Genomic DNA, 15,350 nt, shown 5'->3' on the forward strand with positions numbered 1-15,350 from the left:
TCAAAAAAGCAGCAAGTCTCTGGGTACAGAGACTTACTGCCTTTTTAATTTCAAATGAAAGCCAGAAACACAGACTTATTTGGAAGCCTTTGGCTTGGTTGTTTTAGCTGGTTTAACCACCGCAGGTTTGGTTGCTTTTACGGCAGGCTTCGCTGTTGCTTTCGCTGGAGTCACGGTTTCCTTTACAGGTGTCGTTGCTGCATTGGGCTTCGCGCCAGCTTTAAGACTATATTTCGCGAAGCCGTCAGCCGCGCTGCCGAGGAATGAAATCTGCTGGTTTCCGGCAAGCACGTCTTTGGCATCAGGCGAGGATTCGAAGGTAATCTTAGCCTCACCGAAAGGAGCAATAGACCAGTTGCCATCCGCAGCCGGATTAATCGTTCCGTTCGTACGGATGTAATCAATAACGACCTGGCGGCTTTCGTCCGGTGCTGCCATCACAATGCGTTTGCCATCCGGATTTGCCAGTTTGGATGAGGAAGCACGATAGTTGTTGGTCGCTACGATAAATTTCTGTGCAGGATCAATTGCTTTCCCGTTGTATTGTAAATCCTTGATACGATGAGCAGAAGGATCAATAACGATTCCCTTGGCATCATATCGTGCAGGCTGAGTCACATCAATCTGGTAATTCACACCGTCAATGACATCAAAATTGTAGGTAGGGAAATCTTTGTTAATCAGCGATTGTTCCTCGGTTTTCTTTGGATCGATACGGTTAAACTGGCCCGCAGACCATTCCAGCCATTCCTGAATTTCAGCACCGGTAACTTCTACGGCCTGAACCGTGTTCGGATACACGTACAGATCGGACACGTTTTTAATGGCTATCGTGCCTTCAGGAATGCTGGTATAATACTCGGCACCGTTTCGACCACCAGCCTTGAATGGGGCGCCAGCCGACAATACGGGAAGATTTTCGTATTCGGTTCCTTTAAGATGGTTCTGTACGTACCATTTTTGTGCATTCGTCACAATCTGAATGGATGGGTCATCCTGCACTAATGCAAAATAACTGTTGATCGGTGCAGTCGTTGTTCCCACCGGTTGACGAACATAATCCAATGTTCCTTTATGTTCGTCCTGGACCGCCTCTGTCAGTTTGAATTCGGGTTTGATCTGTTGCACCGCTGCATTGGTAGTATTCACAACCGGGCGCACTTCCGACTGAGAGTTGGTTACATTCCACACGCGGTTTTTCTTTTCAAGGCTCAGGTCAATAATGCCTAGCTCCTTGCCCCATGAGGAAGCTTCTACAGCCGGTACGCCATTAATGGTTCCTTTATCCAGGTCTACACCGCTCATTCCTTTAAAATCAGGGCCGGGGAAAGATTTATGCGCGTGTCCAAATAAAATAGCGTTAATTCCGTCCACCTTGCTCAAATATTTAACGGCATTCTCCATCAATGGAGTTTGCGGTACATCCTCATAACCTGTGTGTGCCAGCACAATAATAATGTCAGCACCCTCGGTTTTCATTTGTGGAATAAACTTTTTCGCCGTTTCCACAATATCCTTGGTAACGACTTTGCCCTTCAAATTACTTTCATCCCACTGCGTAATTTGTGGTGTTACCAAGCCAATCACGCCCACTCTGAGTGGATGAACTTCACCCTTTTCATCCGTCACTTCTTTATCCAGAATGCGATAAGGGGTAAAATAATTTTTAGTGCCTTGGCCCCCATCATCGTAATATACGTTCGCATTTACGTAAGGGAAATCAGCTCCCTTGAGCGATCTTTCCAAAAAGTCGAGACCATAGTTAAATTCATGGTTCCCCACCGTAGCCGCATCATAGTCCATCAAGTTCATCATCTTGTAGACCGGATGGACACCGCCTTCTTTCTCGAAGGTTTTGCTTCTGGCCATATAATCACCCAGTGGATTGCCCTGCAACAAATCGCCGTTATCGAACAACAGGCTATTTCTTGTTTCGCTGCGCGCCTGCTGGATCAGTCCGGCTGTGCTAACCAAGCCGTATTCGTTCGTTTCCTTGTCTGCATAGTAATCGTAATTCATCAAGGCCGCATGAATATCCGTTGTTTCCATGATCCGCAAATTCACTGTAGCGCTATCCTTGGATTCGCTGGCAGCCCAAGACGGAGCGGCTGAAAACACCAGCATACTACAGGCAACGACTGCTGCTGTAAGCCCTCTAAACCATTTTTTATGAAATATCAAAATATATCCCTCCTCATTAAGATGTAGGCCTCATACACATACTTTTGCACATATATGTAAGCTTTGAACCCACCATTCCTATTTTAATCCAACGCGGGACAAAAGAGTAGTCATTTACCCTATTTATTTATGAAAAAATAATTAATTTTCCGAGAACATAAAAACCAGCAAACCTCCCAAATAACTCGGAGAATTGCTGGTTCCTCATATTCTATCCGATTCTATTTTTCCCACACCTGACGTCCAGTTTGCTTACCCACATACTCAATACGATTCGGGTTTACATCCAGAATGACATAATCGGGGTCATCCGGGCCGGAAAACCATTCCTTCAACGAATCATTCCACACTTGCTTGCGCAGTCCCTCATCCGCTGTGACCTGGACGGTAGCCTCAACTTCTACGACTTCCTTCGTACCGCCCACTTCATAACCCAACAGCAAATAAGCGTTCGGATTGTCCTTTAGCTCATCCACCTTATGCGTTTTACGATCCGTTGCCAGATGGATGTTCAACCCTTCGTTAAAAAGAGCCATATAGCGCACCTTCGGCTTGCCGCCCTCCACCGTACCCAACGAGCAAAATTTGTTGTTATCCAAAGCCTTTACAATGGCTTGTTCCAGTTGGCTGCGATCCAATGTTTCCGTTTTACCCACGGTACAACAACTCCTTTTCGTAAATTAGAATTCCTGTGAATTGGTTTCCGACAAGATCATGGTCATTTTCAGAACAAAACTCACAGTAAAAGTGTACCCTAGCGTACGGCAAATGAACCGTCACTTCTTCCCCAATGCTGGACAGACCCGCCTTCTAGGCATATAATCGTCGTAGTAAACCCGAATTGAATAACCCATTCGACTATACAATGCCAGGGGTGCTGGAATCGGCCGGCTGAGAGTGTGTCCCAAGACACTGACCCTTACAACCTGATCTGGGTAATGCCAGCGTAGGAATGCTTAAGCAAGATACGCCCTTTCTTTTCTTATTACGGCGGGCCATCCCTTACTTTGGTATATACAAGCGCAAGCGTCCCGGAACATCGGGGCGCTTTTTTGTTGAAGATGATGTTGTTGGAACAGATAGCGTATGGCAGAGGTTATTTTTGTGAAATGGGAAACATAAGCTGTCTGATCCGACGGATTACGGGTAATAAAAGGAGAGAACACAACGATGAAGCGCATGAAAATATTAAGCCTGGGGCTGATCAGTCTGTGGCTCATGGCCCTGACTCTGACCGCATGCGGCGGAAGCTCCCCCTCTGCACCACAAGGCGCGGCTCCTGCCGCCGACACCCAAGCGACCTCCCCGACCAAGGGACTCCAGGACGTTAAAGTCGTGCTCGACTGGACGCCAAATACGAATCATACGGGCCTCTATGTCGCCAAGGACAAAGGATTTTACGAAAAAGCAGGCTTGAATGTCCAGATCGTTCAGCCCGGTTCGGGCGGAGCCGATCAAATGGTTGCTTCCAATGCTGTACCTTTTGGTATCAGCTATCAGGAGGGCGTCACACAGGCTCGTACGCAAGGGGTACCGCTCGTATCCATCGCTGCGGTCATTCAGCATAATACATCAGGCTTCGCAGCCCCGGTTGACCGCGGGATTAAGAGCCCGAAGGATTTTGAAGGTAAAACCTATGGCGGCTGGGGTTCGCCCGTAGAAGAAGCGGTCATGAAATCCATCATGGACGCAGACAAAGGTGATGTAAGCAAGGTGAAGATCATCAACATGGGCAATGCCGATTATTTTACAGCCGTGAAGCGGGATATCGACTTTGCCTGGATTTTCTACGCATGGACCGGGATTGAAGCCCAACTACGGGGTGAGCCACTGGATATGCTGTATGTAAAAGATTATTCCGAAAGCCTGGATTACTATACACCTGTCATCGTGAGCAACGAACAGACCATTAAAAATGATCCCAAGCTGGTCAAGGCCTTTATGGACGCGACCGCCCAAGGCTATGAATATACCATCGCTCACCCGGAAGAAGCCGCAGATATCTTGATCAAAGCGGTTCCGGAGCTGGATAAAAAGCTGGTACTCGCCAGCCAAAAATGGCTAAGCCCGCGTTATCAGGACGATGCCACCCAATGGGGCGTACAAAAAGCGGAGGTATGGAAAAACTACTCCGACTGGATGTACGAGCGCAAGCTGCTCAGCAAACCCTTGGAAGTCGATAAAGCCTTCACCAACGACTTCCTGCCCAAGCGTTGATCTTGGAAAAATGCCACACCAATAAAACCCAAAAATATGTTGCTTTTAACGCGGTTGGCAGCGTAGCGGTTCATTTGAATCTGGAGAAGCGAAGCGCTCGCCTTTGCCGTGGGATTCTTACCTTTTAAATTTATTCAAAGAATCCCGCGGCAACAGCGATCGTAAGATCAAATGAAACGCGGAGCGGTCTCACCCGCCTTAAACCACCATATTTCCCTAAAAACACTCCAAATAAAGGACAGGTGAATTCACATGGCTAACACACTGCTCAGTATTCAAGTGATTCCTAAAACCCCAAATAACGAGGACTCTTATGCATATGTAGATAAGGCGATTGAAGTTATTCAGCGCTCTGGTGTCAAACATCAGGTGAACCCATTGGACACGACCATGGAAGGTGAGCTGGATGAGCTGCTGAAAGTGGTTAAGGACATGCACGAGGCACTGACAAAAGCGGGCAGTCCAAGTGTCATTTCACAGATCAAAATCGCACATAACCCGCAGGGTATCAGCATGGATAAGCTGACCGAGAAATATCGCCCATGAACCCGAAAGGCAAAAACGCATCCTGGTGGAAAAGCGTATGGCCGCCCCTTGTGGCGGTCCTATTCTTTTTAGCGGCCTGGCAGGGAGCGGTTTCCTATTGGCATGTGGAATCATGGATACTGCCTGCTCCGTCCCTGATCGTGCAGGAAGGAATGGCCCAGTCGGCGCTGCTTGGTGCCCATACCTGGGCTACCGTTCGCTTAACGCTGGCAGGATTTGCTATCGGTACAGCGACAGGGCTATTGATCGCTATCGTTCTTCATACCATCCCTTTTCTCAAATCGGCTCTGTACCCGCTGCTCATTCTTAGTCAAAACATTCCGACCATCGCTCTCGGCCCGTTGCTGATGGTGTGGTTTGGTTTTGGCGTGTTGCCCAAGCTGATGGTGATTACACTGGTCTGCTTTTTCCCCGTGGCTGTAGCGGCCATGGACGGGCTGACACGGACGGACCGCACGATGATGAGCTATATGCGCATGTCGGGCGCAGGCCGCATGGCTATTTTTATGAAGCTGGAGTTACCACATTCCCTGCCACAAGTGTTTTCGGGCATCAAGATTGCTGCCACCTACAGCGTGATGGGCGCAATCATTGCGGAATGGATCGGAGCCAGTGAAGGAATTGGATATTATATGAATCTGCAAAAATCGGCCTACCGCACGGATCTGATTTTTGCCGCCATTGGCATCATTGTTACACTCAGTTTGCTAATGTTCGTAGCTATTCTATTGCTGGAAAAATGGCTGGTACGCTGGAAACCCGATCAGGAATAGCTTCCAAATGATATGACCAGAATACGCTGGAACCGCAGGATACCAAAGAAAGGACGTGGTGCGTATGAGTCTGCATCCGGCTGACTTATCACCGCAAAATATGGCTGATGAACAACAAGTCCAAGGGATCGGGGAGCCGCAGGAGCGTTCCTCCACTCCTCCAGCTCTGGAACTGGACGGCATCAGCCTGGCCTTCCGTGAAAAGCGAAGCTTGCTCCCCGTATTGCAGGATGTATCCCTGACCGTCAAACCCGGGGAATTCGTCTCCCTGATCGGTCCGTCGGGCAGCGGCAAAAGTACGCTGTTTCACATCATCGGCGGGCTGCTTAAGCCCCAGCAAGGACACATCCGTATGCACGGACAGGACGTGACCGGTGAGCGTGGGCATATCAGCTATATGCCACAGCAGCCCGCGCTTTTTCCGTGGCGTACCACGCTGGACAATGTGCTGCTCGGGCAGCAAAACGCGCCGCGTAAAGATACAGCGGCGCAGCCCCGCCACGCCAGCGAACGCGAACGCCGTGAGGATGCCCTGCAATGGCTGGAGCAGGTCGGGCTTGGCCCATTCGCAAAGGCGTATCCGCATACGCTCTCTGGCGGCATGCAGCAGCGGGCGGCTTTCCTGCGCGCGCTACTCAGTCCGCAAGAGCTGATGCTGCTGGATGAGCCGTTCAGCGCACTGGATGCGCTGACGCGTGGAGACATGCAGCAATGGCTCCTGCGGATGTGGGAAAAGAACCGCCGCTCCGTGCTGTTCATTACCCACAGCATTGAGGAAGCGTTGCTGCTCTCCGACCGCATCTACGTACTGTCGGCACGACCTGCTTCGGTGATACATGTCGTAGACGTTCCCTTCCCCCGTCCTCGCAGGGAAGAAATCACCCTCGACCCGCGCTTTATCGAATGGAAGCGAAAAATGACAGGCTGGATGCGCGAGGAAAAGCACAGACTGGAAGGCGACACGGGCAACCCTGAAGGCGTCCGTGAGGATGCTTCAGGTGACGAGGTAAAGCCGTTATGAATGACTTGAAGAACATGAAACTGGACGTGAGAACACCATCGGCAGCACCCGCGCCGCTCATCGACGCGCATATTCATGTGGATAGCTATCCGCCTGAGCAGCAGGAGCTATTGCTCGCTTCGCTTGCTGATAGCAGCGTCGAAGCCGTCATAGCCGTGTCCATGCATCTTGCCTCCAGCCGGGCCAATTTGCGCTTGTCTGAGCGTTTTCCCGGGCTGGTACGACCCGCCTTCGGCTTTCATCCCGAACAGCCTCTTCCATCGCAAGCTGAGCTTGATCTGTTGTTCGACTGGATGGACAAGCATGTAGAGCATATGGTTGCCGTAGGCGAAGTTGGCTTGCCCTACTATAATCGGCTGGAAGCCTTGGAGAGAGGCGTTTCCTTTGACCTTGCTCCTTACATAGAACTGCTGGAACGTTTTGTCCGATTTGCGGGAAAGCATAACAAGCCGATTGTGCTGCATGCTGTTTACGAGGACGCGGACATTGCCTGCGACTTACTGGAACGCCACGGCGTCACGCAGGCGCATTTCCATTGGTTTAAAGGCTCTGCCGCCACGACTGAACGCATGGCCCGTAACGACTATTATGTCTCCTTTACACCGGATCTCTTGTATGAGGACGAAATCCGAAGTTTGGCAACACGGTATCCATCCGGTCAGGTGATGGCAGAAACGGACGGCCCTTGGCCCTTTGAAGGGCCTTTTGCCGAACAACAGACCCATCCACGCATGACCGCCGAAGTCATTCGCGCGTATAGCAGGCTGACAGGTCAAGATGAAACTGCCGTTCGGCAATTATTTTATGACAATACGAAACGCTTTTACGCACTGTCTGCTTTCTAAAGCCATATCAGCTATTCCCTGAAAAGATATACAAGCCAGCTTACAACAAAAGCAAAGAACCTCCTATTACGCGGACTTCATCATGCGCAAAAAGGAGGTTCTTTGTATTTTTCAAACATACCTACGGCTTCATGCCATTTATATGTTGCTGCGTTATTTTTATCGCCTACCCGACCTTTATTGCTTTAAAAATCCCTTTTGCTCCAAAAAAGACTTCATCTGCAAACGTGCGGGCTCGGTCAGTCTTGCTGCCATTTGCTCTGACCAAGGGGTAGACCGCTGACCACCTGTGCGTTCCTTCAAATATTCAGCCGATGTGTGATCATACAGATCCACAGCTTTCATCGTCTGATTTTTGTCGTAGCCGTTCATATGCAAAACACCGGACAGTGGAAGACGTGGACGTAAGCTCCCTTCCTGATCCGGTACACCAATACACATACCGAACACCGGATATACCAGCTCAGGCAATCCCAACAGCTCCGATACCTCGGCTATTTTCGTACGGATGCCCCCGATGTAGACAATGCCCAAACCGAGTGATTCGGCAGCCACCGCTGCATTCTGCGCAGCTAACGCGGCATCAATGGTCGCAACCGTATAATTTTCGACGGAACCTTCATAGGAAGGCTGACCCGGCTGATGGTGAACCGTGACCTGCTTCAAGCGGTACAAATCTGCACACCATACCAGAAACACCGGGCATTGCTCTACGTAAGCCTGACCGCCCGCCAGTTCAGCCAGCTTTGTTTTCAAAGAAGGCTCTGTAACGGCAATGACGGTATAAGCCTGTACATTGCTGGACGAGGAAGCCATCTGGCCTGCTGCCACAATAGCTGCGAGCTGCTCGTCAGTAATAGCGTCTGACTTGAATTTTCGTACAGACCGGTGATTCATCAACAAGGAAATTGTATCATTCATGACTGCTTCACTCCTAATCCATAATATAAGCTCTTTATCTGCGTCAAGCTGTAGGCATACGAAGAAATTCTTGCATGCTTGCATGGCACTCCTACAAATATTATGAAACCTTAGCGTATGATAAGCAACTATAAGCCATTTAGCAAGGAAGGATTCTATGAAAAAGGGCTGAACATAACAAAAAAGCAAGCACGCAGAAGGTTAATCCTTGCGTACTTGCTAAGAAACAGTATGTTCGTTCTAATAATATCGTTGCCCAATTCTTATAAATATCTACATGAGTCAAAGTTCTTTCTACATTCACTCAGTACCTTAGTAAGTTTTTCAAAAAGTCAGTAATTTCTTTGACTGGTCTCAGGTCCAATGTGCTTGAGGAAATCCAATCATTGTCTTGTATAGAGACTTGATTTGCTTTTCCTGGCTTTAAAATATTAGCTATGCAACCAACTATAACTTTTGCCTCGTCTGTTACTCCCCAATTATGTCTATACTGATCATCGATATTATTCACATAGTTTAAGGCACCTTTTAAAATCTCTGGATACACAACTTCAGCACACTGAATCAATGCATCTTCCAATGTGCCTTTATCTCTATTATTAGGGAAAACATGTATTCCTATACGAGGGATATTTTCTATAATCTCACCTGGAGATCCTATATTCGAAAACGCTAAGTCGTCATCTCCTAAAGTCTGAATTATATTTTGACAACTTATCTTGGCTTCTTCATCATCCGCGTCAATCAGAACGCCAACTGCACTTAAAAAACCATTTTCCTTCTTCAAAATATTTAACAAAGTTAACCTCAACACTTTTGCTATTTTGGTTATTCCTCCGGCAGAGTGTACAGCGACTGAGAAGTTGTTGCTCTGAAAGAAAACTGGAATAGAAACTCTTTTTAGTAAATCGCCTTCAGGAGGAAAGTTCTTTGGTATTATATCTAGCCAGTAATCATCTAATTTAGAAAGCTGTTGAACTCTTTTAAAACCATTCGACTTCAAGACTTTCCCCACTACTTCAACATCGTGAGGACCTTCGACAACCAAATATGCATATTCCATTTGCCTACCTCACATCCTGACCCAGCTCATATCTCAATGAGTACATATCCTCACCTATAAACCTTTTTGAATATGTTTTACTATCCGACGAAGGTTTCTCTAATCTATAGGTAGTAAGCTCGTTTAAATTTTCTGTATCTGCTGATAATATCGCATCAATGGCTTCTAAACTATGAGTTGTTACAAACAGCTGTACATTAAAATCTTTACAATTGCTGACAAGCCAATCAAAGAACTTTCTAAATAGTTTGGAATGTATAGCAGTTTCAACTTCATCTATTAACAACACACCGTTTTTAGACTGTAAAATAGCGGTCGCAATAGTTAAAATTCTCCGCACACCATCACCATAAACCGTAATCGGAACATACCCCATCGTCCTATGCTTAAAATAAGGAGTAGATCTGTTGCCATTAGGATCTAATATCTCTATTCCCTCAATATTCTCATCAAAATCTTGAAGTAAGTTGATGATACTATTTTTATTCCCCGACATAATAGTTGCTGAAATCGCTTTTGCTGAGATAGGCATTACACGATGATCCACGGGAGATACTAGATTTGTCTTGAAAATAACATTTTTCCGATCTCTTCGCATAACTCTTTGTGAATCGGTAATCAAATACTTTTGCTCTACTTCATCATTGAGTATTTTAGTTCTAAACATGATTTCAACTGCTCGTTCTTCTTCTACTTCTCCAATTTTCTCCTGTTGTTTCACACTATTCGTTAAATCCATAACAGATGTTTCATGACATTCAATATTACATTCTATAAATCCCGATTCTAATTTTGCTCCTAAATTAATACGTTCTCTGACTAACTCATTAACAGTCCCGTAAAATGCAACTGGAAAAGTCCATAGAACAGAGTCTACTGTCGATAGTTTCCGAGATAATATTGAAAATGTTCTATCTCTCCCTTTAGAAGTAGCAATAAGCTGAAATATATCCCCTGGACTTGTTATTAATTCAATACTTTCTAAAATGGAAGTCTTACCTACATTATTTTTCCCCACTAAAAGATTGAACTGACTTAAATTTTTCAGCTCCAAGCCTTTAATCCCACGAAAATTTCCAATATATAAATCATTTATATGATTCAAAAATTATCGCTCCTCCCTAACGTGCTCATACTTCATTATATTCCTCATTATTGACTGAATACTTTTACAATATAAAAAACCTTTAGAAGAATTGTGTATCCTCCTCTGTGAATCGTGTAATTCCATTCTATCAAAGAACCGTTACTTAGGGTTTGAATTTTAAAAAGGGTTGCCCTAAGGACAACCCTTGATTTTATCTACAGTTTCACCCGTTGGAGACGCAGGGCATTCAGCACCACCGAAACAGAACTAAATGCCATGGCTGCTCCCGCCAGCCACGGGGCAAGGAAGCCCAATGCTGCAATCGGGATGCCAATCACGTTATAACCTAACGCCCAAAACAGATTTTGCCGTATATTCGTCATCGTGCGGCGGCTCATTTCGATCGCATCGGGAATGCTGTTCAGATTACCGCGCATGAGTGTGATATCCGCAGCCTCCATCGCCACATCCGTACCTGTGCCCATGGCCATCCCGATATTAGCGGTAGCCAGCGCGGGTGCATCATTAATGCCATCCCCAACCATAGCTACGATCAGACCCTGCTCCTGAAGCCGTTTTACTTCTTCCGCCTTACCCTCTGGCAGCACCTCAGCCAGCACCCGATCAATTCCAGCCTCGGCAGCAACAGCCCGCGCGGTCCGTTCATTGTCACCCGTAATCATGATGACCTCAATGTTCATTGCACGCAGACGGGCAACCGCCTCCCGTGACGTTTCCTTAATCGTATCCGCCACGGCTACCAGTCCAGCATAGGAACCGTCCACCGCAATCAGCATTGCTGTTTTGCCCGCGTTCTCCAGCTCATGCATATGCTGCTCGGCCGATTCGCCAACCGTGATGCCCTCACGACTCATCAGCCGACGTGTACCTGCCAGCACTTGCTTGCCTTCCACATGAGCCTTCACGCCATAGCCTGGAATATTTTCAAAATCCGTCGGCTCCACTAGCTCAATGCCGCGATCCGCAATGCCCCTTACAATAGCTTCCGCCAGTGGATGCTCCGAGCTTTTTTCCGCCGCAGCCAACAACCGCAGCAAATCCGTTTCGCCCAAGCTCCCTTCTCCGACCACAACATCCGTCAGCTCAGGCTTGCCGTTCGTGACCGTGCCCGTTTTGTCCAGTACCACGGCATTGACCGAACGAGTCATCTCCAGATGCTCGCCGCCCTTGAACAGAATGCCGTATTCAGCGGCGCGTCCCGATCCCGCCATGATAGACGTTGGCGTAGCCAATCCGAGCGCACAAGGGCAAGCAATGACAAGCACCGCAATCATTTTCTCCAGGGAGCCTGCAAAATCAGCCGGAGTCACAAGGAAAAACCAGACGATAAAGGCCAATGCAGCTATAGCTACAACGATTGGAACAAAAATTCCTGATATTTGGTCAGCAATCCGCTGAATCGGTGCCTTGGAATTTTGCGCATCTTCCACGACCTTAATAATACGTGCTAACGCCGTATCTCCACCGACACGCTCAGCCTGAATACGAAGCACACCGTTTTTATTGAGTGTGGCTCCTGTGACCGCAGAACCTGCCTCTTTTTCCACCGGAAGGCTTTCGCCACTCAGCATGGATTCATCCACCGCCGAGCGTCCGTCCACTACCACACCGTCTACAGGGATTTTCTCGCCGGGACGTACAATAAAAATGTCCTTCACGCGAACCTGCTCAATCGGTATATCAAGCTCTTGCCCATCACGTACTACACGCGCTGTCGTCGCCTGAAGACTCATGAGACTCTTGATCGCCTCGGACGAACGGCCCTTGGCTACTGCCTCGAACCATTTGCCGACGAGAATAAGCGTAATCAGAACCGCGCTTGTCTCATAGTACAGTTCAGGCATTTTCATAACAGCCATACCGCCCATGCCATCCATCACGGTCGACGGGCGCAAGGTGAGATACAAGCTGTAAAAATAAGCCGAAGACGTGCCCAGAGCAACCAGTACATCCATATTGGAGCCGCCGTTGCGCAACGCCTTGTATGCTCCTACGTAAAACTGCCAACCAATCACAAACTGTATCGGCGTAGCCAGTGCGAACTGGAACCAAGGGTTCAAAAACAAGCTCGGTATATACATCCATGAGGTAAATGAAAAATGAGTGACCATCGCCCATAACAGCGGAAGTGACAGTACCGCAGATACGATCCACTTCCATTTTTTACGACTCAAATCCTTGCTGCGCACGTCTGCGATGTTATCCTCGGCACTCTGCGGGATGGCTCCATAGCCAAGCTGCTCAATCTTGCTCACCAGATCACCGACCGCAATACTTCCCGCCGCATATTCCACATGCGCTGTTTCCATCGCCAAATTCACCGTAGCGCCCGTCACACCCGGCATCCGGTTCAGACCCTTTTCAATCCGGGTCGCGCAGGCTGCGCATGTCATGCCCGTCACATTCAGATTGGCTTCCTCACTCACGGTTCCAAAACCAAGCGAAGCAATTTTATCGCGAAAATCCGGAGTGTCGGTCTGCTTCGGATCATACGATATCGACGCCTGCTCCAGAGCCAGATTCACATTAGCCTGCGCCACGCCGTCTATTCGATTCAATCCCTTTTCAATACGGCTGGCACAGGCAGCACAGGACATCCCCGTAATATGAAGCGTTATCTGCTTGTCACCGTCGGTCACACGGTTTTCCATGGTTACTCTCCTCCTAGATACCCCCATGGGGTATATTCATGTTCAAAAGAAAAAGCCTCTTCATGGAAGCTTTTCCTTTAAAACAAATTTTTTACGCGTTACATATCCTTAACTTAAACGACGTCGTAGCCTTGGTCCTCGATTGCAGTTTTCAGAGCTTCCACGTTCAGCTTGGACTCATCGTATTCTACAGCCACTTGTTTCGCTTCAAGACTGACCTTACCGGAAGCGCCGACTTTCTCCAAAGCTCCTTCTACTGCTTTCACGCAATGATTGCAGCTCATGCCCTCTACGTTCAACGTTACTTGTGCCATTTGTATTTCCTCCTCTGGGGTACTTTATGTACCCGATTTATGTGTATGGGTATTGCTCTTAACGGATCAGCTTCTTGACCGTAACCAGCAGCTCGTCGATCACTTCTGGCTCTCCGGCCTGCATGCGCTCAATAACACAGCTTTTCATATGCCCTTCCAGCAGCAGCTTGCCGACACCATTCAGGGCGGACTGGACAGCCGCAATCTGGTTCAGCACATCGTCACAGTAGGTATCCTTCTCGATCAAGCCCTTGATTCCTCGAACCTGACCTTCAATACGGTTCAATCGGGATGTAAGACTGTTCTTGAATTCTGCCGAGTGATGACTTTTTCTAACGGTCTTTTCCCCTTCTGCTCCGCAATGAGCCTCATGGACTTCAGCGTTGGAAACAGGTTGCTCTTCAGCCATACATCAGCCTCCTGTGTTGTGTATATGCATTCATGCATTTGTTATATCCCTATCATAATATACCCCCATGGGGTATGTCAACATTCCATGAAAATGTCACTTTTTCGCCTTTAAATCGATGCCTGCGTGGGCTTTTGAATCTGATGTGCTTGTAATGGCAGAATCACCGCCATCTTTTTTACCATCATCCGTTTGGGTTAGCACTTTACCCTGATTCAACTTGTCAAAATACGGTTCCAGTATGGCAGATATTTGATCGTATTCACGTTGTTCCTCTGCGCTTAAGCGCTCCTTGTGGAGTGCGCCGTTTTCATCCGTCATTTTCAGATTATAGACCCCGAGTTCTCTCAATAACCCCATAAAAACAGTGAACTCCTCTTTCGTTAAATGTCCCTGCGCCTGTTGCAACTTGGATTCTAATCTATTATATTCCTCTGGCGATCCTCCCTTTTCAATTAGCTTTTCCTGTGAACCATACATTGTATCCGCCAAGTAAGTGTAAGCAGCAAAGGCACCTGTCGGAATCAGTAATACCGCTGCGAGAAGAGTTATCACAATATACTTTTTCATCGGTTTAGATCCTCCCTTTTCAATCCGTTCAATTTGACTCATAATGTTTTCTTTTAATTCAGCCGGAGCCAATACGTGGTCATCATCCTGCTGCATCACCCTACGTAGTTCTTGCTCAAGCTTCATGTATCTTCTCCACCTTTCCGATTAGAAAATGTTCCTGCTGCTCTTTCGAACGAAGCTTTTGCAAAGCCGCGTGAATTCGTGATTTCACCGTGCCTAATGGTATCTCTAAAATGTTGGAGATTTCCTCTTGGGAATATTCCTGCAAATAGTGCAACACAATGACCTGTTTAAGCTTGAATGAAAGCTGCTGAACAGCATATAACAACGCATGATTTGATACCTTGCTCACAATTTCTTCAGAAAAATCATGAGATGTATGAAGTTCGAGCCTTTTTGCTCTGCTTGTGATTCGTAGCCTCATCCATTGTTTTCTCCGGTAAGCCCGGATCTGACGCATAACGACTCCCATTAGCCAAGGCTGAAAAGGACGTCTTTCGTCAAATTGCTCAAGTGATTTATATACATGAATATAAATTTCCTGCACCACATCATCAGCATCCACTTTCTCTTCCAACAGAAAATACACCGTTCTATAGACTGTATGGATTGTTTGATCATACAGTTCCCTGTAAGCTTCACGACTGCCAGCCAGCGTCTCCGCAACAAGAGCAATCATCAAATCATCTTTTGTCAAATTTACCCACCTCCTTGCGTTGTCCAATCCT

At 47.5% G+C, this 15,350-nt stretch carries 15 protein-coding genes and 1 riboswitch; of the genes, 5 read left to right on the plus strand and 10 right to left on the minus strand.

The genetic code is table 11. The features are described 5' to 3' along the window. Window positions 1–75: 75 nt before the first annotated feature. Entirely contained in the window at window positions 76–2,181 is a 2,106-nt protein-coding gene (locus L696_RS0108225; RefSeq protein WP_025683223.1) for a bifunctional 2',3'-cyclic-nucleotide 2'-phosphodiesterase/3'-nucleotidase, read from the minus strand. A 221-nt stretch (window positions 2,182–2,402) separates the two neighbouring features. Further along, the gene (locus L696_RS0108230) at window positions 2,403–2,837 is read right to left on the minus strand and encodes a pyridoxamine 5'-phosphate oxidase family protein (protein ID WP_025683224.1); all 435 of its coding nucleotides are present in this window, start codon (window positions 2,835–2,837) and stop codon (window positions 2,403–2,405) included. A gap of 204 nt (window positions 2,838–3,041) precedes the next feature. Next, window positions 3,042–3,151, plus strand: a riboswitch (TPP riboswitch). A 200-nt stretch (window positions 3,152–3,351) separates the two neighbouring features. Here L696_RS0108230 and L696_RS0108235 point away from each other — a divergent pair. From L696_RS0108235 to L696_RS0108255, 5 genes are all read left to right on the plus strand, one after another. After that, entirely contained in the window at window positions 3,352–4,398 is a 1,047-nt protein-coding gene (locus L696_RS0108235) for an ABC transporter substrate-binding protein (RefSeq protein ID WP_025683225.1), read from the plus strand. A 252-nt stretch (window positions 4,399–4,650) separates the two neighbouring features. After that, on the plus strand, window positions 4,651–4,944 hold the full coding sequence (locus tag L696_RS0108240; RefSeq protein ID WP_025683226.1) for an MTH1187 family thiamine-binding protein: 294 nt from the start codon (window positions 4,651–4,653) through the stop codon (window positions 4,942–4,944). Beyond that, on the plus strand, window positions 4,941–5,717 hold the full coding sequence (locus tag L696_RS0108245; RefSeq protein WP_025683227.1) for an ABC transporter permease: 777 nt from the start codon (window positions 4,941–4,943) through the stop codon (window positions 5,715–5,717). Before L696_RS0108240 ends, L696_RS0108245 begins: the two co-directional genes overlap by 4 nt. 64 nt (window positions 5,718–5,781) lie before the next feature. Beyond that, window positions 5,782–6,738: an ABC transporter ATP-binding protein gene (locus L696_RS0108250; protein ID WP_025683228.1), complete on the plus strand. Its 957-nt coding sequence runs from the start codon at window positions 5,782–5,784 to the stop codon at window positions 6,736–6,738. Next, the gene (locus tag L696_RS0108255) at window positions 6,735–7,583 is read left to right on the plus strand and encodes a TatD family hydrolase (protein ID WP_025683229.1); all 849 of its coding nucleotides are present in this window, start codon (window positions 6,735–6,737) and stop codon (window positions 7,581–7,583) included. The genes L696_RS0108250 and L696_RS0108255 overlap by 4 nt, the downstream gene beginning before the upstream one ends. Before the next feature lie 177 nt (window positions 7,584–7,760). Here the strand turns inward: L696_RS0108255 and nfsA are convergent, their stop codons facing one another. The 8 genes from nfsA to L696_RS0108295 all read right to left on the minus strand — a co-directional run bounded on the left by nfsA (window position 7,761) and on the right by L696_RS0108295 (window position 15,301). Further along, on the minus strand, window positions 7,761–8,504 hold the full coding sequence (gene nfsA / locus L696_RS0108260; protein WP_025683230.1) for an oxygen-insensitive NADPH nitroreductase: 744 nt from the start codon (window positions 8,502–8,504) through the stop codon (window positions 7,761–7,763). Between the two features lie 304 nt (window positions 8,505–8,808). Further along, complete coding sequence (locus tag L696_RS0108265; protein ID WP_025683231.1) at window positions 8,809–9,567, minus strand: DUF3226 domain-containing protein; 759 nt, start codon at window positions 9,565–9,567, stop codon at window positions 8,809–8,811. Between the two features lie 4 nt (window positions 9,568–9,571). Then, window positions 9,572–10,672: an AAA family ATPase gene (locus tag L696_RS0108270; protein WP_025683232.1), complete on the minus strand. Its 1,101-nt coding sequence runs from the start codon at window positions 10,670–10,672 to the stop codon at window positions 9,572–9,574. Between the two features lie 197 nt (window positions 10,673–10,869). Next, the gene (locus L696_RS0108275; RefSeq protein ID WP_025683233.1) at window positions 10,870–13,326 is read right to left on the minus strand and encodes a heavy metal translocating P-type ATPase; all 2,457 of its coding nucleotides are present in this window, start codon (window positions 13,324–13,326) and stop codon (window positions 10,870–10,872) included. 113 nt (window positions 13,327–13,439) lie between these two features. Continuing rightward, entirely contained in the window at window positions 13,440–13,640 is a 201-nt protein-coding gene (locus tag L696_RS0108280; RefSeq protein ID WP_025683234.1) for a copper ion binding protein, read from the minus strand. Window positions 13,641–13,698: 58 nt separating this feature from the next. Then, window positions 13,699–14,049 carry a metal-sensitive transcriptional regulator gene (locus tag L696_RS0108285; RefSeq protein WP_025683235.1) on the minus strand — a complete coding sequence of 117 codons (351 nt, stop codon included), beginning with the start codon at window positions 14,047–14,049 and terminating at the stop codon, window positions 13,699–13,701. A 96-nt stretch (window positions 14,050–14,145) separates the two neighbouring features. Beyond that, a complete protein-coding gene (locus tag L696_RS0108290; protein ID WP_025683236.1) occupies window positions 14,146–14,745 on the minus strand; it encodes a DUF3600 domain-containing protein in 600 nt (199 codons plus the stop codon). Continuing rightward, complete coding sequence (locus tag L696_RS0108295) at window positions 14,735–15,301, minus strand: sigma-70 family RNA polymerase sigma factor (RefSeq protein ID WP_245233317.1); 567 nt, start codon at window positions 15,299–15,301, stop codon at window positions 14,735–14,737. Before L696_RS0108295 ends, L696_RS0108290 begins: the two co-directional genes overlap by 11 nt. Window positions 15,302–15,350 lie beyond the last annotated feature (49 nt).

The sequence above is a fragment of the Paenibacillus maysiensis genome (assembly GCF_000520815.1).
GTDB classification, from domain to species: Bacteria; Bacillota; Bacilli; order Paenibacillales; family Paenibacillaceae; genus Paenibacillus; species Paenibacillus maysiensis.

Coding starts and splice junctions, on each gene's coding strand:
- L696_RS0108235 (WP_025683225.1), top strand. CDS start 3,352: ATGAAGCGCATGAAAATATTAAGCCTGGGGCTGATCAGTCTGTGGCTC.
- L696_RS0108280 (WP_025683234.1), bottom strand. CDS start 13,640: ATGGCACAAGTAACGTTGAACGTAGAGGGCATGAGCTGCAATCATTGC.
- L696_RS0108285 (WP_025683235.1), bottom strand. CDS start 14,049: ATGGCTGAAGAGCAACCTGTTTCCAACGCTGAAGTCCATGAGGCTCAT.
- L696_RS0108240 (WP_025683226.1), top strand. CDS start 4,651: ATGGCTAACACACTGCTCAGTATTCAAGTGATTCCTAAAACCCCAAAT.
- L696_RS0108275 (WP_025683233.1), bottom strand. CDS start 13,326: ATGGAAAACCGTGTGACCGACGGTGACAAGCAGATAACGCTTCATATT.
- L696_RS0108290 (WP_025683236.1), bottom strand. CDS start 14,745: ATGAAGCTTGAGCAAGAACTACGTAGGGTGATGCAGCAGGATGATGAC.
- L696_RS0108250 (WP_025683228.1), top strand. CDS start 5,782: ATGAGTCTGCATCCGGCTGACTTATCACCGCAAAATATGGCTGATGAA.
- L696_RS0108245 (WP_025683227.1), top strand. CDS start 4,941: ATGAACCCGAAAGGCAAAAACGCATCCTGGTGGAAAAGCGTATGGCCG.
- L696_RS0108255 (WP_025683229.1), top strand. CDS start 6,735: ATGAATGACTTGAAGAACATGAAACTGGACGTGAGAACACCATCGGCA.
- L696_RS0108295 (WP_245233317.1), bottom strand. CDS start 15,301: ATGATTGCTCTTGTTGCGGAGACGCTGGCTGGCAGTCGTGAAGCTTAC.
- nfsA (WP_025683230.1), bottom strand. CDS start 8,504: ATGAATGATACAATTTCCTTGTTGATGAATCACCGGTCTGTACGAAAA.
- L696_RS0108265 (WP_025683231.1), bottom strand. CDS start 9,567: ATGGAATATGCATATTTGGTTGTCGAAGGTCCTCACGATGTTGAAGTA.